The sequence below is a fragment of the Agarilytica rhodophyticola genome, assembly GCF_002157225.2.
Lineage (GTDB): Bacteria > Pseudomonadota > Gammaproteobacteria > Pseudomonadales > Cellvibrionaceae > Agarilytica > Agarilytica rhodophyticola.
Map to the genome: position 1 here is coordinate 3,958,741 of NZ_CP020038.1, position 20,308 is coordinate 3,979,048.

A 20,308-nucleotide genomic window follows, 5' to 3' on the forward strand; every position below is an offset into this window, starting at 1 on the left:
ACCAAAGGTTCACAATACACATACTGGTAGTAACTGCCAAGGTGAGGCACCTACCTCCTATGCAAACTGTTAACTTTGTGCAGAATCCCTCAACTCACGACGGAGAATTTTACCGACATTTGTTTTTGGCAAGCTATCCCTGAACTCGATGATTTTAGGACATTTGTAAGGCGTCAAATGTTCTTTACAGTAAGCCTTAATCTCATCTTTAGTTAGGTTTTTATCATCCAGGACAACAAAAATTTTCACAACTTCACCGGAGGCAGGGTCCTCGTGACCAATGGCAGCAGCTTCAACAATCCCAGGGTGCTGGCTGACAACATCTTCAATTTCATTCGGGTAGACATTAAAGCCTGAAACTAAAATCATGTCTTTTTTACGGTCAACCAGCTTGTAGCAGCCGTCTTCGCGTTTAAACGCCATATCACCGCTTTTTAACCAGCCATCCTCAGTCAACACTTTCGCCGTTTCATCAGGTCTCTGCCAATACCCTTTCATAACTTGAGGGCCGCGTACACAAAGCTCACCCACCTCACCATCAGGCACAACGGCACCATTTTCATCAATCAGCTTAATTTCAGTTTCAGCAACAGGAAAACCGATAGTCCCGGTTTGAACATTATCAATTTGGTTAGCGGTAACAACAGGTGATGCTTCGGTCATACCATAGCCCTCACCAATCTCTACACCAGTAAGATCAAGCCAAAGCTTGGTGGCATCCTCCGTCATTGCCATACCACCAGCAGATGAAATTCTCATCTTGGAGAAGTCAATGGTTTTTGCTCTCTCAAATCGAGACAAGGCAACATAAAGGGTATTAATACCAATAAAGACCGTAATCTGAGCGTCTTTAATGGCATCGACTAACGAGTTCAGATCCCTTGGATTGGGAATTAAAATATTGTGTTCACCAAAGGAGAAAGCACACAAGCCATGCATACTAAAAGCATAAATATGATAGAGCGGCAGACAGGCGACAAACACCTCCTCTCCTTCTACAAAAGCGGTTGGCATGTGGCTGATCATTTGCCATACATTGCTGGCTAAATTACCGTGGGTCAACATTGCACCTTTAGAAACACCTGTCGTACCACCGGTGTATTGCAGAGCCATCAATGTGTCGCTATCCGTACTAAAGGACTTAAGGGTTTTAGCGGGTTTGGCTACAGTATCTCTAAACTTTATTATCTTGTTGAAGTGATAGTCTGGTACTAATTTCTTGACATATTTGACAGCAAAATTTATCAACTGCCTTTTCGGCGTTGGGTGAAGATCGACCAAGTTGGTCACGATGACATGCTCAACCGGTGTTTGATCGATAACTTCAGCAGCAGTGTTGGCAACGTTAGACAGCACTACGATGGCTTTTGCACCACTGTCATTAAGTTGGTGTTTGAGCTCACGCGCGGTGTATAAAGGGTTGGTATTAACAATCACCATACCCGCCCGCAAAGCACCGTACATAGCCACCGGATATTGCAAAATATTGGGCATCTGAAACGCGATTCGATCACCGGGTTCAAGTCCTAGATCATGCTGCAAATAACTTGCAAAACGCAAACTCAACGCGTCTATTTCTTTAAAAGTAAGGGTGTGTCCAAGGCAAGTATAGGCAGGTCTATCACTAAAAGATGAAAAGGCATGATCCAATAGTTCAAGTACATTATTATATCGAGGAATCAACGTGTTCAGCTCCGCATTACAAATTATAATTATCTTGATTACCCCAGAAGGGTTCTCGCTTATCCAACTGCGAAATTTTATTTAAACAGCTTAGCAACTGTTTTACAAACTATGAGTGAAAATATAGGCTTTTTTACCGTCTTTTTATTATTAATGTAATCACAAAATAAAAAAGCCGATGACTAGCATCGGCTTTTGTTACCCTATTTCACTATATTTCTTCTATTTCAAAATCCATCAAGTTATTAGCACCAGATTTCATGGTGATAGCTAATGAATTTGTCCGCGGCAAAATGCGTTGGAAATAAAAACGTGCGGTCTTAATCTTACTCTTATAAAAACTAGCCTCACTGCCATCGACCTTATCAGCGGCCACAAGTGCTGCTTTAGCCCAGAAGTAGGCCAATGTAATATAGCCTGAATACATGAGATAGTCGCAGCTAGCGGCACTTACTTCTTCTTGGTTTTCCATTGCGGTGAGACCAATATGCATAGTCAAATCACCCCACTCTTTATTAAGAGCGGCCAGCGGCTCAACAAACTCTTTAGCGGCCTCATTCGACTCATGCTCTTTACAGAACTTATGAATAATTTTAGTAAAGCGTTTAAGCATCTCGCCTTGGCTCATTAAGACTTTACGCCCTAATAAATCAAGTGCCTGAATGCCGGTGGTACCTTCATAAAGCATGGAGATACGACTATCTCGCACGTTTTGTTCCGCACCCCACTCTTTGATATAACCGTGACCACCAAAACATTGAAGGCCGTGGTTAGCCGCTTCAAAGCCCACTTCGGTTAAGAAAGCTTTAGCAATGGGAGTAAGGAAAGCCAGAAGACCGTTTGCCTCTTTCTTTTCTTCTTCATCTTGTGAAAGATTCTCTATATCAATCAACTGCGAGAGAAAATAAATGAGCATACGACCGCCTTCGGCAAAAGCCTTTTGGGTCAATAGCATGCGTCTAACATCGGGATGCCAGATGATAGAATCTGCCGCAGCGTCAGGGTTTTTAACTCCGCCCAAAGCACGGAACTGGATTCTATCCTTAGAGTATTCAAGAGATTTTTGATAGCCGATTTGTGCATGCGCCAACCCCTGAACAGCGGTACCAATACGCGCTGCATTCATAAAAGTGAACATGCAATTTAAACCGCGATTTGGTTCACCAATAAGAAAACCCTTGGCACCATCAAAATTCATAACACAAGTAGCGTTACCGTGAATACCCATCTTATGTTCGATCGAGCCACAGTTAACACCGTTACGCTCACCGACTTCACCGGCATCATTAGGTAAAAACTTAGGCACAACAAATAGAGAAATACCTTTTGTTCCTTCGGGAGCATCGGGAAGTCGAGCCAGCACAATGTGAACAATATTTTCTGCCATATCATGCTCACCAGCGGAGATAAATATTTTTGTTCCACTGATTTTATAAGAACCATCGGCATCGGGTTCAGCTTTCGTACGTAACATTCCCAAGTCGCTGCCGCAGTGTGCTTCAGTAAGACACATGGTGCCGGTCCATCGACCCTCAACCAATTTAGTAAGATACGTATTACGTTGTTCTTCAGTTCCGTGAAGATCGATAGTCTTCATAGCACCGTGGGAAAGACCTGTATACATCCCCCACGACCAGTTAGCAGAGCCTGCCATTTCGCTCAGCATTGTCCCAAGTGATTCAGGCAACCCCTGACCACCCATTTCAGGATGATGAGTCATAGATGGCCAGCCGGCTTCGACAAACTGCTGGTACGCTTCTTTAAAGCCTGCAGGTGTTGTCACTTCACCGTCATTCCAGGTACAGCCTTCTTCATCTCCACTTGCATTCAATGGTGCTAATACGTTCTCACAGAACTTTGAACACTCTTCAAGAATTGCTGAAACAATATCAGGAGATGCGACATCACCTTGGCCTAAACGTTCGAAATGGGCATTGAAAGACAATACATCATCCATTACGAACTGCATATCTCGCATTGGAACTTTGAAATCAGACATACAGAAATCCTCAATAAATTTGCAATATATTTGGCCTGTCTAAAGGAGTAGTTTCAATCACTAAAAGCGTCATAATGAATAACAAAGAGCATAAGATTTTGGCAGAGATAAACGCCACATCCATCAGCAAAAAAATGCACTAACAAGCCCGATCATCTGTGCTAGCGTTAATTATCCGCAAAATAACTACTGACCCACCCGGCAATAATGTTTGAGCTAAGCTTGCTCATCCAGAAAAATACAAACAACATGTATGTCGGGTAGTACATATAAAAAGTAGTACAGATAAAAATGCGCTTTACTTGCCCTCAAAATCAACGACTTATGATCGCCAACTTTCAACATTATATTCTTATAATACAGCTGATACTTATCTACAAACAGGCAACAACTATACTTAAAGCCCTTGCTAATTCAACTCTTTTATTGCAACCGCAATACTCCATTTTTTTGCGCTTAAATGGCGCCTTATATCTATACGAAGATTAGCTCATATCGGTGCAAACACAATGCCCCAAATGGCACAAAAAACAACAAAATAAGCTTTATAAACAAAAGGGAGTGGGCCTAATTAATTATAGAATAGAGAAAAGAAGTGAGTGGCTAGCAGCTCGTTAGAGAGGCTTTATTAACACAGCCACCACATGATTTATCCTGAACTGCTTGATTAACACTAAAAATTGCCTGGCTAAAAGCTACTTAATGATCCTGACTAATGGTCATTCTATATTCACCCGGAGTCTGTCCTGTCCATTTTTTAAAGGAACGAAAAAAAGCACTGGGCTCATCAAAGCCGAGCATTTCAGCAATATCATTATTAGAGAGGTCTAAGCAGCCTAAGTAATGGAAAGCGGCTTCCATTCGGCATTCATCTTTCAATTTCTGATAAGAAGTGTCATCTTTTTGCAGTTGCCGCCTTAAGGTTGTTACCGATACATTGAGCTGAGAAGCAACAGCTTCGGCCGACGGCATATTGCCGCTGACATCCCGTTTTAATATGTTTCTCACTTTATCCGCAGTACTAACATGAGTGGGGTCTTCGGTTACCAAGTGATAAGGTGCCGTGCGCAAAAACGACATCAAACTCGATTCATTTTGCACAATAGGATAATCCAAGTACTTAACATCATAACTAATTGAATTGGTTGGCGCTGCATATTCAAAATATTCGACTTTCGGCAACACAAGAGGAATACTCTCACGCTCTTTTGAAAAAGTTACCGTTGCTTTACGGATTGGAATTTCCATACCAATAAGCCATTCAGACAAACGGTGCCACGTAATCATCGAAGCAACTAACGTCTCTGATTCCGCCTCGTCCACTTTTTTAGCGAATTCTTGCTCAGACATTGTCCGCGAAGGAGCCAGTGACAGGTTGGCTAATTCTTCATTAGCTTGCAATAGGTAACGCACCTGCAGGCCACGACAAACTTCTGCAAACTCTCCTGCTCGAACAATGGCTTGGCGTAAATTTGAGCAGTTTAATAACGTTAAGCACATCAAACGAAATGCCCCCAGCGGCACCTTGCCATCGGCGAAGATACCAAACCACTCATTCTGCGTAGAACGCATTACTAGCTGATAAATTTCACCATATTTAAGGGCAGGAATTTCATTGTTTTGCTCAAAGTAGCTTGCATCTAATTGTAACTTATCCAGCAGATCATCTACTTTACAACCTGCCTTATGCGCCTGATCTAGTAAACGCGCTGCGTAATGGATAGGAAGCATGGATTGCTTCATCGATCTCTCCTGTCTGAAAGCCAACGACTAATAAGTGCGATCGGAGCGGCAATCACAATAATGGCTCCGATTAGAATAAAGCATATCAGGGCGAACTTGATCACGCTCTCGACGGGTAATCCAAAACGGGTGATCATCATCCAAATCGAAAAAGCACACGCGAGAAGAGTTATGATTACATTGTATCGTCGCTGAAAACGTATTTTTATCTTCAATTCACACCTAGTTTATTATTTTATTAATACAGCACTAATTCAGGCACTATACATGATTAATGCATGGCATGATGAATACATGACATGATGAATCGCTGCTTGGCTGGTCATTACCCAACCACATTCTACCAGGTGATAGAAACACCAAAGGGCCTTAACGAATAAAGCCGTTGCCTAGGGTGGCGCTGCAACACCCCAAAATAAAACTACAAAAAACTTTTCTCTTGCGTCCACTCACAATGGATTTGCTGCTGTCCAGCACCCGGGCTATGACCATCAGACTTACTTTCCCATGTAAACGTGTGTATGCCAGAAAGCTCAGTCTCCAAGTGCACTACAGCTGAAACCCAGTACATTTTATCTAGCAATGCCTCAAATTTTTTCATCCACGCCGACCACTCATATTCGATCGCCTTATAGGAAGCACCAAAATGCATAACTTCAGTGAGATAGCTTTCGCCATACACTTCTACTCTTGGCAATGAAAACATCTCCCGACATAAATACGGCCATTGCTCAGCCGAAGGCAAGGTCATCATCGCTTCTCGATTAGAGCGCCTGCGTTCAGAATCCAGCTCGTTGCCAACAACATCTTTAATGCAGCCATATACTATTGATTCTTGATCCATACTCTATGTATTTCTCTATTGTAAGCTCTGTACTAGAAGCACCTATGAAAGACTAAAAAAACCACCAGCCAGATGAATTTAAACGCTTTTCACAGGTTTTAAGTTGACTGCTATAGCGCCGAGCTCTCTGAGCGACTTTTTGTGCGACGTTTCTTAGCCATTTTTTTTTCTTGTAGGTACCACGGGTATAGCCACCATGCCCCTCGTGATATGCCAGATAAAGGCCATAGGTATTGGTTCTTGATATTCTGCTCTTTTTGACACTGATACTGTTATACCAAGCGATAAAGTCGATAGCATCGTCAAAGTCATTACGGTCAGCGCCACGATGGCCAGAACTTTTTTTATACCATTTCCATGTATCTTTTTTTGCCTGAGAATAGCCGTAAGCACTACTCTTTCGAGGACCAGGAATAAAGCCTAAGATTTTTGTTCTCGGCGGTTTAGCTTTGGCAACAAAACGCGATTCCTGATACATGATGGCCATATTGGTACTGATCGGAATATTCCACCTTTTCGACGCTTTACGGGCTTGTTTATACCATTTTCTCTTCTCATCGAATATATGACAGATATTGTTGGTATGTTTAGGCGGCGTGCTGACACAGCCAGCAACAAGTGTGGCTAGGGTGAGAATAACGATGGGTCGCACAATACCCCGCATCATGAACGCAATGTCTCTATCAATTCTAAAAATGCCTGTTCATCAATGACTTTAATACCAAGAGATTCCGCTTTAGTAAGCTTTGATCCGGCACCAGGGCCTGCCACTAGACAGTCTGTTTTAGCAGAAACACTACCGGAAACTTTGGCTCCAAAGTTCTGTAAAATCTCCTTGCCATCGTTGCGACTCATGCTCTCTAAAGAGCCTGTCAGCACGAAGGTTTGGCCATTTAACGGCAATACCTCAGGCGTAACTTTTTCGGTTTCCTGCCAGTGAACACCAGCCGCAACCAGCGCATCAACTACGGCATTATTTTGCTCTTGTGCAAAAAACTGCACCACGAAGTCGGCCACGACAGGCCCGACATCATCCACTTCCTGCAAGTCCTCAGCACTAGCAGTGCGCAGACTATCCAAACCGCCAAAATACTGTGCTAGGTTACGCGCAGTGGCCTGCCCCACTTCGCGAATACCTAAACTAAAGATAAAACGAGCGAAGGTAGTATTTTTACTCTCTTGCAGCGCGTGAAGAAGATTATCCGCCGACTTCTCTCCCATGCGCTCAAGATTGGCAACATCATCCCGTTTTAGTGCAAATAAATCTGCAACCGAATGAATAAGTGCATTGTCCACCAGCTGCTCAACAATTTTATCGCCGAGACCATCCACATCCATAGCATTGCGCGAGGCAAAATGTTTTATCGCTTCCTTCCTCTGTGCTTCACAAACGAAACCTCCCGTGCAGCGATATACCGCCTCCCCTTCTTTTGCTTCCACAGGAGATTGACACACAGGACAGCGCTCCGGGAAATGAATACTCTGCGCCCCTTCAGGTCTTTTCGATAATACCACTGAAACAATTTGAGGAATTACGTCTCCCGCGCGCCGGACAATCACCGTATCCCCAATCTTAATCTGTAAGCGCTCCACCTCATCGCGATTATGCAATGTCGCATTGGATACTGTGACACCGCCAACAAACACCGGTTCAAGTTTTGCTACTGGAGTAATGGCACCCGTGCGGCCTACTTGAAACTCCACATCTTTGAGTAAAGTCACTTCCTCTTGGGCTGGGAACTTATGGGCAATTGCCCAACGAGGCGCACGAGATACAAAGCCAAGACTCTGCTGCAAGGCCATTGAATTTACTTTAAAGACAATACCGTCAATATCGAAAGGTAGGCTCGGGCGCAGCTTTTCTAAATATTGGTAATAATCAAGACAACCGTCAGCACCTTCAACTACGCGCCTTTGATCGCTGATAAAAAAGCCCCATTGGCCAAGCTTTTCGATAATTGCCATATGGGTGTCGGGTAGTTCGCCACCTTCATACCAACCAACGCTATAGGCACACATCACTAGCGGGCGTGATGCCGTAATACTAGAGTCGAGCTGGCGTAAACTGCCGGCGGCAGCATTGCGTGGATTAACAAAGGGCTTATCACCATTTTCAAGTGCCTTTTTATTGAGCGCATCAAAGCCTTTATGTGGTAAATAAATTTCACCCCGCACTTCCAAATTAGCGGGGTAGCCTTCACCCATTAGGCGAATAGGGATAGAGCCGATAGTACGAACATTCTGGGTAATGTCTTCACCCGTTTCACCGTCACCGCGAGTTGCTCCCCTTACCAGCACACCATCGCGATAAAGAAGACTGATGGCAATACCGTCAAATTTAGGCTCGCACGCATATTCAATGGTCGCATCAGACTTCAAACGGTCTTTAATACGCTCATCAAAGGCTTGCATATCCTCACTGCTAAAAGCATTATCAAGGGAAAGCATGCGCATTTCATGACGAACACTGGTGAATTCACTCAAAGGCGCAGCGCCGACTCGCTGTGATGGCGAGTCTGGCGAAATAAGCTGGGGGTATTGCGCTTCAATTGTGCTAAGCTCTTGAAACATTCGGTCATATTCCACATCTGGAATTTCCGGGTCATCAAGAACATAGTATCTGTGGCCGTGGTAGATTAGTTGCTGTTTTAGTGTTTCAAGACGCTGTGTTACTTCTGTTATTGTTTTTGCATCAGCCGAAGCCGTCATTCTCCATCCCCAAGATCGATAACATTATGCTCGTGTTAGTTTTTTCTTGCGCTCATACTCAATTACCCGCTGGCGGCCATGCTCAACGGTTTGGCTCGTCATAACACTGCGATTTTCATCTTTCAGTTCACCGTCTAATTGATCCGCGATAAAACGTGCGGTTTGCGCTAAATCATTATAAGCAGCTAAGCTTTCGCCGACTACAGGTAAGCTCAAAAACAAGCTCACGCCGGGTGTTTCAAAATCGTTCATGGTGGCAAGATTAAACGTTCCAGGTACTACCATGTTGGCCAAACTGTATAAAATTGGTGCATCACCATCGTTATTGTGATGGCGATGAAAGATATTCATGTCGCCGAATTTCAAACCAGCTTCCATCAGCGTCGCCAACAAATCTGCGCCGCTAAAGCGAGTGCCAGGCTTCGCCATCACATTCATAATTAGCACTTCATCAGGCTCATGGTAATCTGCACTCTCGGCAGAGTCCTGTCCCCCGCTATGGCTGGAAGCATCCTGTTCAACCTGCTGGCTTGTATCGCTTGAATACGGCTGTTCAGGCTGATCGTATGAACTTTCACTTGTGGATACAGTGCCCAGATTGGGCTCCGGTGGAATTTGCGCGTCATCTAAACCTTCAAGTGAGCCGATCTTAGGCGCATGGGCGCCATCTATGTCATGAAAACCTACATTATCACCGGACTGCTGGCTCTGTGCGCTAGCGTCCGTTGCTGAAGGTGTATCGACTGATACACTTGATGAAGCATCCTCCCGCTCCATAATCTCTTCAACATAGTGATTTTCGTCGGCATTCTCATCACTTGCCTCAACACTCTCAACCGAGTCCATTAGCATAGGCACTGAGGTTTCTAAATTGAGCGATACTTGCTCAGGAATACGCTGGGGCGTTTTGCCTACTGTGCGACCACTTTCAAAGGTTTGACGCACCGACTCATTCAAATGGAGTGCGTCTTCTTCGTCGCGATAACTGACAATGCGGGCACCACCAGAAGGAAATTCACTACTGGATGTAGGTGCCACGGAATCGAGTTCCGCATCAGCTTTTTGTGCATTTTTGGATAAGCGGATGTTTTCCCGTCGAGACAGACGCATACGTCGCACACCGTCAAGCACAATGGCGATAATCAGCAATACAATAATAACGGTTAACCAGTCTTTCACTTAGCTCCCTCCAGCACTGAATGTGAAACTATGACCTTCCAAAACATGAGCTTTAAAACATAACCTTTTAAAAACATGCATAGTCGGCCCATTAAGACGCAGCAAGCTCCGCAGCCTCGTCGACATCCACCGTTACCATGCGAGAAACACCAGGTTCATGCATGGTAACTCCGAGTAATTGATGCGCCATCTCCATCGCGATTTTATTATGTGTAATATAAATAAACTGTACCTGAGCCGACATTTCTTCAACAATTCGAGCATATCGACCAACGTTAGCATCATCCAACGGCGCATCCACCTCATCGAGCATACAAAATGGCGCCGGATTGAGACGAAATATTGAGAAAACCAATGCGATTGCGGTGAGCGCTTTTTCTCCCCCTGAAAGCAAATGTATCGTACTGTTCTTCTTGCCTGGTGGCCGCGCCATAATGGCGATACCGGTATCGAGCAAATCCTCCCCAGTCAATTCTAAATAAGCATGACCGCCACCAAATACTTTCGGAAACAGCTCCTGCAAGCCGGAATTCACTTGGTCAAAAGTTTCTTTAAAACGGGTGCGAGTTTCGCGATCAATCTTCTTAATTGCCCCTTCTAAGGTTTCCAAAGCCTCTTGTAAATCTTCATTTTGTGCATCGAGATAGTTCTTGCGCTCAGATTCGGTCTTAAATTCATCAATCGCGGCTAAGTTAATTGCTCCCAAGCGACTAATACGATTACCAACCTTTTCCAGCTCGCTCTCCATTTCCTTCTCGTCGGCGTCTTCTTCTAAGGTTTGTGCAATATTATCAATATCAAGATCTTCTTCCGCTTGCTGCTGCTTGAGACTTTCCCGTTGCACATCCAGTGCCTGTGCATCAAGGCGTGCGCTTTCCAAATTAGAACGCAAACCCGCTAGCACCTGCTCCACCTGAGAACGCTTTTTCTCAGCTTCGCGCAAAGCACTTTCAGATTCTTCCATGGTTCGCCTAGCATCTGTTAACTGTTGTTCAACCGAGATACGTTTCTCCAAACATGCTTCTAACTCCATTTGATGCTCAGTAGCAGGTTCTTGGCTATCAGCCAATGCCAGACTTAAGGTCTCGCGGCGTTCTTCCATACGTTGCATCTGCTCATGTAAGCGGCTGATGCCCTGGCGAATAGACTCAAGCTGCGTCTTAACCGATTGATGTTGCATAGCCAAAGCATGAGCGCGATCTTTATCATGCCGCGCCCGCTGGCGCGCCCCATCAAGGCTGCTGCGTATATTATCCCGCTGCCCTAACAACTTTTCCCGTTCTTCTGTGTCGGCCTCCATACCCGTAATCGCCTCTTGCAACTTGGCACGAGCGTCCACTAAATTTTCGCTCTCAATATCCAACTGTTGCTTGGCCTCCAGAATATCTCGCTCAGCTCGCTCGCGACCTTCGAGCACCTGCTCTACCTTGGCTTTTTTGGAACTCAACTGGGCTTGCAACTCACCATGTTTACGACGTAGATCATCAGATTCACGCCGACTGGATTCACGACTGCTTTCTGCATCTTGCAAATGTCGTTTGGCATCTTCGATTTTGAGAGACAAGTCTTCAATCTGCATCTCAAGCTCAGAGATACTTTCGGTGAGGCTTTCAATTTCATCTTTACGGGCAATAATACCGCTGTTTTGATCATCGCCCTTAATCACTTTGATCCAATTGGCTCCCAGCCAGATGCCTTCTTTCGTTACCAGCGACTCTCCCGCCTGCAGCTGACTGCGACGCGCCAGCGCTTCTGGTAAGGATTCCACAGCGTAGACACCCGCCATTAAATGGCTTAAGTCCATATCACAACTGACTTTGCTGATTAACGCATCAGGTTTGCGCTCGCCGTTGCCACCTTTGCCAGTGTCAAGCACCATCAGCTCGCCAGATTTTAAATCAGCTAAAGAGTCACTAAATGCTTCAAATGAGGTGTCACTGAAGACCGCCTGTAAAGAATTACCCAGTACAGCCTCTGCCGCTGTATCCCAACCGTCGGCGACGGATATTTTCTCTGCAAGCTTAGGGTAATTCTCCAAACCCTGCGACTCCAACCACTCACTGACTGCGCCGGAACTTCCCCCTAAAGCTGCTTGTTGCAAGGCTTCCAGAGATGCCAATCGCCCTTTGGATTGCTGCAACTGGCCGCGTAAATGATCACGCTCGTCATTACAAGACTGCAGGAACTCTCTTTGTTCAGTGACCTTAGCGGCATAGGTTTCGATCTGCTCGGCTTTGTCCTCCATCGATAAGGCCACTTCGGCTAGGGTTTCATCCAGCTCATCGATTTCGTCTTTAACATCGCCAACCACCAGCTCATCACACTCTTTTTGCAGCTTTTCGATACGCTCAATTACCCTTTGCTGAACCTGCTCTAGGTATTTAATACGCGATTGCTGCACTTCTGCTTGTTGACGAGGTTCTGCGGCTTTCTGGTTAAAGTGATCCCATTCTTGCTGCCATAAATGCATGGCTTCTTCAGCTTCAAGTAGAGATCCGCTGGAGTCCTCTTCAGCATCTTTGATCATTTCAAGTTCTGGCTCAATTTCTAGCAATTCAGCTTCCCAACCTTCCGCTTTGGCTTTGTCAGCAGCCAAATGCTCCTCAGCTTCGCTGCAATCGCGCAGCACCTGGTCAAGGTCAATTTTTAGCTGTCGCTCCCGCTCTTGAGCGTGTTGAATGGTTTGCTCTATACGAGCAATATCGGAACCGATTGCATAGTAACGGCCTTGAACTTCGTTAAACTTATCACTGAGTTCTGAGTGCTCAGTGCGATGTTTTTCAATAGCAGAGCTGTGATGAACCTGCTCGGTAACACTGGCTTCAACTGTTAGTTCTAACTCTTTAATGACCTTGTGTTTTTCTTCCGACTTCTTCTCTAGGGTTATATAGCGCAAAGCTTGTAGTTTAGATTTAAGTTCTCGCTCTAACTTTTTGAATTCACTATATTTTTCAGCCGCTTGCGCCTGCCTTTCTAGGCGTGATAATTGTCTTTCTAATTCATCCCGAATATCCGTTAAACGCTCCAAGTTTTCACGTGTTCGATTCATCCGGTTTTCGGTATCTCGGCGACGCTCTTTATATTTGGAGATACCGGCGGCCTCTTCTATATAGACACGCAACTCTTCCGGTTTGGCTTCGATCAAACGAGAAATCATCCCCTGTTCGATAATGGCGTAACTTCTGGGGCCAAGGCCGGTCCCCAAAAAGATATCGGTAATATCCCGGCGACGGCACTTATTGCCATTAAGGTAGTAGAAATTTTGTGCTTCGCGAGTCACTTTCCTTTTGATGGCAATTTCACTGTAACCGGCATATTCCCCCACCAACGAACCATCACTGTTATCAAAAATCAGCTCGATGGATGCCTGGCCAACAGGCTTACGACCACTAGAACCGTTAAAAATAACATCGGTCATAGCTTCGCCGCGCAAGTTTTTCGCAGACGACTCTCCCATTACCCAGCGCACGGCATCAATAATATTGGATTTTCCACAGCCATTTGGCCCCACCACCGCACTCAAGTTACTCGGAAAATGGACAGTAGTAGGATCGACAAAAGACTTAAAGCCGGCAAGCTTGATAGATTTCAACCGCATGTTTGTTGTTCGCTATTTCTCTTATATGTTCACAAATACCATAGGCGCAGAAGGCATTTAAACGATAAACACCTACACTCATCTATAAATATCAATGATTTCCCAGGAAGCGTTATTTATAAATATCTAGGGTCCGTTAGCATACAGAAACGCGCACCCTGCGCCCGTTCTGGCCATTACATTCTCGCGAGATTATTAATACCTGTTGATAGACAGCTACTAATTTAATCAATTTATACACCTAATACTCATCTAGGCGTAAAAAATGCGCGTTTTAATTAGGCATGCCAGATGCTGGCCCTGTTTATACTAAAAAGCTGCGATTCTACACATTTCATAGCAACGAAGCACGTGAAAATGCGCGCCGAATTTGAACCACAGTCACAACCTGTTATCCCCACTCCTTTTTATGACTGTAGTATTATCCAGCGCAGATGCAAACCTTTTATTTCTCTGGAATTTTTTCGCTTATTTTTAAATCAATAGGCGTATTTTGACTGGCGACAATTACAGGGCCAAAAGCGGCCTGCCAATCGCCGGGTTGAGAGATAGCGCTGCCCGTTGAAGAAATACGAGCAACCACTTCTACTTGAGGAAAGCTGGCCAAATCCATGCCTTGGGTCATCGACATTGATTGATCCAATTTAACTTCCAATGGCAAATCCGACACCTTCACTTTTTGAATAGCTAAAGGCATACGCGGCCCTTGCCAAGCACGGGCATAGACAAATACAAAATCGTCATCGCTCACCTGAACATTTTGTTTGTCTACCGAAACTTTAACATGTAAAGCAGGTGCAGTTGTTTCTGTATTCTGCGCCACTTGTTGCGTATCACCCGTTTTATCTAGAGCCAATTTTGCCCGTGCAATGCCGCCGGTTAGCGCCCGTGCCGCTGCTGATTGGGGGTCCAATTGCACAAGTGCACGCTGCCAAAAATCCATGGCATTTTTATAATTACCTGTTTGATAAGCATCGATACCAGCTAAACCCAAAGCTGTTGGCATATTCGGCGCAGCTGCCAATGCAGCTTTGGTATGCTCGCGCACTTCGGGTGTAATGGTATTGCCTGCACGTAAAAATAAAGCTTGGGCCAACTCCGCTTGAACCTTGGGTGCATTCGGTTGAATATTTAACACCTCACGAAAAGCACGAACACCCTCTTCATAAATGCCTTGTTCTATTGATACAGTGGCTAATAAATACCAATTCTGTGCATTTTCAGGCTTTTCATTAACCCGGTCTTGCAAGGCTAAAATTAATTCATTGGCCCGCTCTTTTGATACTTCAGGTGTTTCCCCACCACGATTGATTGCCAGCTGATAAATTTCCCAATCTTTTTTCGAACCCAATGAGGAGTATAAAATCAAACTTAAAATAGGTAGTGCCAACACCAGCGACAAAACAGGTATGCGACTTTTAAAAGAAGACACCACAGGACGCTCACTGTCATCCAAAGCCATATGGTTTTCTTCTATAAGTGTTTTTTCCAAATCCCTCTTTAAACCTGTCATTTCCGCTTCGCTGATTTCACCACGATTATAGGTTTGCTCTAGTTCAGCGAAATGCCCTTCAAAAACTTCTGTATTAGTTTCTGTCCGCGCATTTGCACGTAAATCTTTTTTATATTTCTTGGCGACAAAAATAGCTGGCCATACAATAAATATCGCCGCCAAAATATTGATTAATATATAAACCTGCCAAAATTCCATAAATACTCTTTATGTTAAATTAAGTCTTATGTGTCAGCCTTTTCATCATCCGAGGGAGTGGATTCAGACAAAAAGTCGCTATTAGTTGAATCGTCTTCTATAGACCCAATCTCGTCATCCTCGTTCATGCGAGATCGTTTAAAAATAATCACACCAAAAATACACATGCCCAAAATCAGCATTAGCACTGGGCCTGCCCAAAGTACAATGGTATTTTTTTGCAAAGGTGGCTTGTACAAAATAAAATCACCGTATAGCGATACCATATACTCTTTAATCTCACTATCGGTTTTACCTTCCTTTATTAAGCGCACAACTTCATCACGTAAATCTTCAGATATTTGAGAATTAGAGTCGATCAAGTTTTGATTCTGGCACTTTGGACATCTAAGTTCATAGGTTAGCTGCTGATAGCGCTCATGATCCCTCGGTGAATCAAATTCAACCACATCCACTGCCATACTGGGTAAGGCAGCACAAATTAAAGACAAAAGTAAGACACGAAAGTAGAAATTCACACGTTCCCCCTAAGGTTTATCGGCATCCAGTATATCAGGCAGAAACATACCACCACTAGTTCAATACAAGTAGTTTTAAGATTCCGTGACAAAAGTGTTGACCAACAAGCGAATATCATTACAATGGCGACTTCTTTCTTGAGGTCTGGGTGGTTAGCTCAGTTGGTAGAGCGGCGCCCTTACAAGGCGTAGGTCACAGGTTCGACCCCTGTACCACCCACCACTTTAATAAAGTAGTGTAAAAGTGGAATCTCAAGAAATCTGCGGCCCGGTAGTTCAGTTGGTTAGAATGCCGGCCTGTCACGCCGGAGGTCGAGGGTTCAAGTCCCTTCCGGGTCGCCATACAAATAAAAAACCCCAGGATCGAAAGATGCTGGGGTTTTTTATTTGTATCATGTTTCTGTAACGAATCTGGACTCAATGCGCAGGGCTCACAAAATTGCAGGAAAGCAATTTTGCACAGCGCAGCTGCCCGGAGGGCGAGCGCCAAGGATGGCGCTCGTGAATTCCCTTCCGGGTCGCCATATACAAAAAAGCCCGCATCGAAAGATGCGGGCTTTTTTGTATATGTAGAATTTAGAAAAGACGCGAATGCTATACGTAGGGTTCAAAAATTCGTCAGGAACGAATTTGGTTGCGCAGCAATCCGAAGGATCGGCCACAAGGATGTGGCTGACAACTAATTCGTCTGGAACGAATTTTCACAGCGATAGCTGCCCGCAGGGCGAGCGCCAAGGAAGGCGCTCGTGAACTCCCGGCCACGCGACAGTCTCCATTTCTTTAGACAACACCCGTCCTCTTCAAACAGAACATCTGCCAGACAAGGCTAATCTCTTAAAGCCTCAACATTATTTCCATATTTTTAGCCTCATAAGACTCTTTCTTTTTTAACTAAGAAGATAAAACATTTATTAAGGGGATACCATGCTCGGACTTAAAATTGAGTGTCATTGTTTGCTTCAGCTTACTCATAAACATCTCTTAGTTTAACAAAGGTAAATATGTTAAACCGCTTATCATGGTACAGGGATCTCTTTTCAAAGAATGTTGATACTAAAGCTGTAACAGCTTCAATAACCTGGGAAAACCATTATGACCCCTGAAGAACGAATAAAACTAGCAAAAGAAAAAGCGAAAGAATCGTCCAAAGAGCTTTTCAAAGAAAAGCCAAAAGATGTAAAAGAAGAATTCGAAAAAGAAACTGTAATGGGAAACCCTAAAAATCTGGTTCGACCAGAAAGTAAAGAAGAGTAGCTTTACTTTCTTTTCTAGACTTTGTACACCCTTACCCCCTCCTCCACTGCTCACAAACAGCAGGCACCAAACTAGAAGCACGTCCACGCAACAGTTTATAACCATAGGGAATTTTATCAATATCGAGAGTTACGATAATTTTTTGCGCTTTATAGCGGGCTTTTTTTAATAATCCAGCAGCAGGCTCCACCACAAGAGAGGTACCTACTACAAGCACATAGGCGGCATCGAGAAAGTGTTTTCTAGCTTTTTCCATATGAAGTGGCGTTTCACCAAACCAAACAACATGGGGGCGCAGTTGGCTGTTAAGTTCGCACTTTTGACCCAAATGAATAGGCTTTTCTTCGATATTGTATATAAGGTCGTTATCTAATGAGCTTCGGGCCTTGTTCAATTCGCCATGCAGATGGATAACAACGCTTGAACCTGCTCGCTCATGCAGATCATCAATATTCTGTGTAATGACAACAACATCAAAGGTTTTTTCTAAATCAGCAATAGCATAGTGTGCTTGATTCGGCTGCGCATGATTACTTTGCTGGCGTAGTTTGTTGTAAAAATCCAATACCAGGCCCGGATCCTGCTGCCAGCCTTTAGATGTAGCAACCAGTTCAACAGGGTAATTTTCCCAAAGGCCGTTCGCATCTCTGAACGTGTTCAAACCACTCTCAGCACTGATGCCCGCACCAGAAAAAACAACGACTTTGTTAGGATTAATCGGAGGTTTATTGCTCATACGTAGGTTTTTATAAGGCGGAAAAGCTGATAGCAATCATACACCAGGACAACATACATAGCATTATTTTAAACTATTATACCGACCTAAAGCTGCAATCAAGCCAAGCCTATCTCCAAACCCGAACCTCCATTTAGGACTAAGCCATAATATTACAGTAAAACTACATCGGCACACTCGTGTATATAAGTGTAGCGAGCAGACTAACACCTGCCGTATAAGCAGAAGCCCCTAGTAAAAACTCTATTACGTTGTCGAAAATTTCCATATTTATTTCCCTTTCTAAATGTATTGATTAAAAAATAAGGCAGATATATATCTACCTAAAAAAGCTCCGTATAATTGTTAAGAAATTGACCCTTGCGCTGTCTTTTTCACAGCCTGCAGTTGGGTAATAATCTTATTTGCAAAAAAGTTGCTAAAGTTCATACCTTGCGCATCAACATAGCGGTAGAACATAATTGAACATAAATAAACTGACAAAATAGTTAATAGTGAGGTACCTACTGCAGCCCAGTGATAAACACCTGTATATTGAAACAAAATATTGAAAGCGTAGATCCCAAAGGTTGAGAGGATTGGCATATGAATCAGGTATACAGAAAATGACACCTTACCCATAAAAACCAGAGCTTTACCGGAAAAGAACATATTTAGCTTATCGTTAAATATAATAGCATAAACAACAAAGAAGCCCGACATAAAATTACAAAGTGAGTAAGTCTTTGTACCCAGTAATGTGGCAATCAGAGAATATGAGTAACTTTGGTTATGTGCACCCGCTAAGAAAAGTCCGAACAATAGTACCGGCAATGCAATTTTTAGAGGAATCACTCTGCCATAAATACAAAATAAATAGCCACCATAGAAAGCGAATAAACCGGAACCAAGACTCGAAGGAATGATTTTTAAGAAGGTTAAAATTACAGTAAGCAATGCAACGACTTCTAGTAAAAATGGAAGTTTTAATGTGACCTTATTTAAGCATAATAGGTAAACGACAATGGAGCCAAGCAACTCAATTTTCATTGTCCAAAGCACTGGATTATAAGCACTATATCCGGACAGGAAGAAGACATCGACTGTACCGCTGTAAATTGCGTTTGTTAATGAGTAGTCCAAGCTACCATAGCCTTTTATCCAAGGCCCTAGGTCGGGGCTGGAAATATCGAACAGCTGAAAAAAAACATACGCAATTATGCAAGAAACCAGAACAGGAATCATTAAACGAGGGTAGCGTTTTAAAAACATAGAAAATATTTTTACCGGAGCATCATCTTTTTTCAGCGCAACCTTGGTAAGAATAAATCCACTAAGAACAAAGAAAATATAAACCGCTGCACTTCCTGAATAGAAAAAACCGAAGGGAGACTCGTGAATAAACCCCTGAATAGAGTTAAGTGCAATATCCCCCTTACCATCGAAGGCATGTAAGAACGGAAAAAAAGTCAAACTAAGATGTGACATCAGAACCATCACACATGCAAGGCCCCGAATACTTTCAACAGATAAATACTTATCTCTACTATCCATCATCTACTTTCCTTTGTATATCCTTGAGAAAAACAGTGTTTAAAACACTAAAACCACTCAGATACGAGCACCATATAGTTGTTATCTGTTAACATGAAAACACCAAAACAATTAATAGCATAAAAATCTAGTAAAACTATATATAGGTAGATTTACCAACTTAAACACTTACTTTTAAGCAAAAGTTAAACGCACAACAATGCAAGATCAGTGACTAAACGCTGATCAATATTTAAGTAGATTGCTATCTATTTTGAAAATTGGAGGAATATACATACTCTTCCTTGTATAAAATTTCCTGTTAAAAAGTCACTATAAACGGTGTTAGTGAATTCTAACATGACGTTTTTTATCGTGTTAAGCGTTAATTACATTTTCTTTCAATAATCTACAGAAACACAGTAAAGCTTTCCCAAAACCGACGCATTAGTGAGCAAATAATCATTAAAAAATGAAATTTCTAAGTCATGGCCTTTTAACACTAATTAAATTGCAGTGGTGTAGCTCTTATGTCACCATTTTTTTGTAGAGGTTACGGAGGTAAAGTGAAATAATTTTATTACATTATTAAGAATTAGAAGCTTGCGCCAATTCGATACTGTAGAAAAAATTAATAGCGTTTGGTAAATATAAATCACCAAGCTCGATATAAAGTTACATGTTACTTTTTAATACGGATATAGCCAACTAACGGTCGACTGCCACCACTATGGCACTCGTACAAATGAAAGGATACTTCTTGCTGAGCAGCTAATGCAGCCAAAATGGCTCAAACTTCTATAGAATTATTATTAGGGCCGT

At 43.3% G+C, this 20,308-nt stretch carries 13 protein-coding genes and 2 tRNA genes; 3 read left to right on the forward strand and 12 right to left on the reverse strand.

The features are described 5' to 3' along the window. Window positions 1–69: 69 nt before the first annotated feature. From BVC89_RS16590 to BVC89_RS16640, 10 genes are all read right to left on the reverse strand, one after another. Window positions 70–1,692 (reverse strand): AMP-binding protein, encoded by a 1,623-nt coding sequence (locus tag BVC89_RS16590; RefSeq protein WP_086932264.1) that lies wholly within the window; start codon window positions 1,690–1,692, stop codon window positions 70–72. A gap of 202 nt (window positions 1,693–1,894) precedes the next feature. Further along, window positions 1,895–3,682, reverse strand: a complete 1,788-nt coding sequence (locus BVC89_RS16595) for an acyl-CoA dehydrogenase C-terminal domain-containing protein (protein WP_086932265.1) — start codon at window positions 3,680–3,682, stop codon at window positions 1,895–1,897. 699 nt (window positions 3,683–4,381) lie between these two features. Next, window positions 4,382–5,425, reverse strand: a complete 1,044-nt coding sequence (locus BVC89_RS16605; protein WP_086932267.1) for an AraC family transcriptional regulator — start codon at window positions 5,423–5,425, stop codon at window positions 4,382–4,384. Between the two features lie 421 nt (window positions 5,426–5,846). Further along, window positions 5,847–6,269: a hypothetical protein gene (locus BVC89_RS16610; RefSeq protein ID WP_086932268.1), complete on the reverse strand. Its 423-nt coding sequence runs from the start codon at window positions 6,267–6,269 to the stop codon at window positions 5,847–5,849. 52 nt (window positions 6,270–6,321) lie between these two features. After that, window positions 6,322–6,933, reverse strand: a complete 612-nt coding sequence (locus BVC89_RS16615) for a transglycosylase SLT domain-containing protein (protein ID WP_086934649.1) — start codon at window positions 6,931–6,933, stop codon at window positions 6,322–6,324. Further along, window positions 6,933–8,978 (reverse strand): NAD-dependent DNA ligase LigA, encoded by a 2,046-nt coding sequence (gene ligA / locus BVC89_RS16620; protein ID WP_086932269.1) that lies wholly within the window; start codon window positions 8,976–8,978, stop codon window positions 6,933–6,935. The genes BVC89_RS16615 and ligA overlap by 1 nt, the downstream gene beginning before the upstream one ends. Before the next feature lie 24 nt (window positions 8,979–9,002). Then, window positions 9,003–10,157 carry a cell division protein ZipA gene (gene zipA / locus BVC89_RS16625; protein WP_086932270.1) on the reverse strand — a complete coding sequence of 385 codons (1,155 nt, stop codon included), beginning with the start codon at window positions 10,155–10,157 and terminating at the stop codon, window positions 9,003–9,005. Window positions 10,158–10,248: 91 nt separating this feature from the next. After that, the gene (smc, locus tag BVC89_RS16630) at window positions 10,249–13,755 is read right to left on the reverse strand and encodes a chromosome segregation protein SMC (RefSeq protein WP_086932271.1); all 3,507 of its coding nucleotides are present in this window, start codon (window positions 13,753–13,755) and stop codon (window positions 10,249–10,251) included. A gap of 445 nt (window positions 13,756–14,200) precedes the next feature. Next, window positions 14,201–15,466 carry a c-type cytochrome biogenesis protein CcmI gene (gene ccmI / locus BVC89_RS16635; protein ID WP_086932272.1) on the reverse strand — a complete coding sequence of 422 codons (1,266 nt, stop codon included), beginning with the start codon at window positions 15,464–15,466 and terminating at the stop codon, window positions 14,201–14,203. A 26-nt stretch (window positions 15,467–15,492) separates the two neighbouring features. After that, window positions 15,493–15,984, reverse strand: coding sequence for a cytochrome c-type biogenesis protein (locus tag BVC89_RS16640; RefSeq protein WP_245929118.1), 492 nt, complete (start codon window positions 15,982–15,984; stop codon window positions 15,493–15,495). A 147-nt stretch (window positions 15,985–16,131) separates the two neighbouring features. On the opposite strand from BVC89_RS16640, the gene BVC89_RS16645 reads away from it, so the two are divergent. The 3 genes from BVC89_RS16645 to BVC89_RS29840 all read left to right on the forward strand — a co-directional run bounded on the left by BVC89_RS16645 (window position 16,132) and on the right by BVC89_RS29840 (window position 17,238). Continuing rightward, window positions 16,132–16,207 (forward strand) — tRNA-Val (locus BVC89_RS16645). 42 nt (window positions 16,208–16,249) lie between these two features. Next, window positions 16,250–16,326 (forward strand) — tRNA-Asp (locus BVC89_RS16650). 750 nt (window positions 16,327–17,076) lie between these two features. Continuing rightward, complete coding sequence (locus BVC89_RS29840; RefSeq protein WP_158657992.1) at window positions 17,077–17,238, forward strand: hypothetical protein; 162 nt, start codon at window positions 17,077–17,079, stop codon at window positions 17,236–17,238. 31 nt (window positions 17,239–17,269) lie between these two features. On the opposite strand, the gene BVC89_RS16660 is transcribed toward BVC89_RS29840, so the two are convergent. Beyond that, window positions 17,270–17,974, reverse strand: coding sequence for a Sir2 family NAD-dependent protein deacetylase (locus tag BVC89_RS16660; RefSeq protein WP_086934651.1), 705 nt, complete (start codon window positions 17,972–17,974; stop codon window positions 17,270–17,272). A gap of 345 nt (window positions 17,975–18,319) precedes the next feature. After that, window positions 18,320–19,507, reverse strand: coding sequence for an acyltransferase family protein (locus tag BVC89_RS16665; protein ID WP_158657993.1), 1,188 nt, complete (start codon window positions 19,505–19,507; stop codon window positions 18,320–18,322). Window positions 19,508–20,308: the final 801 nt, after the last annotated feature.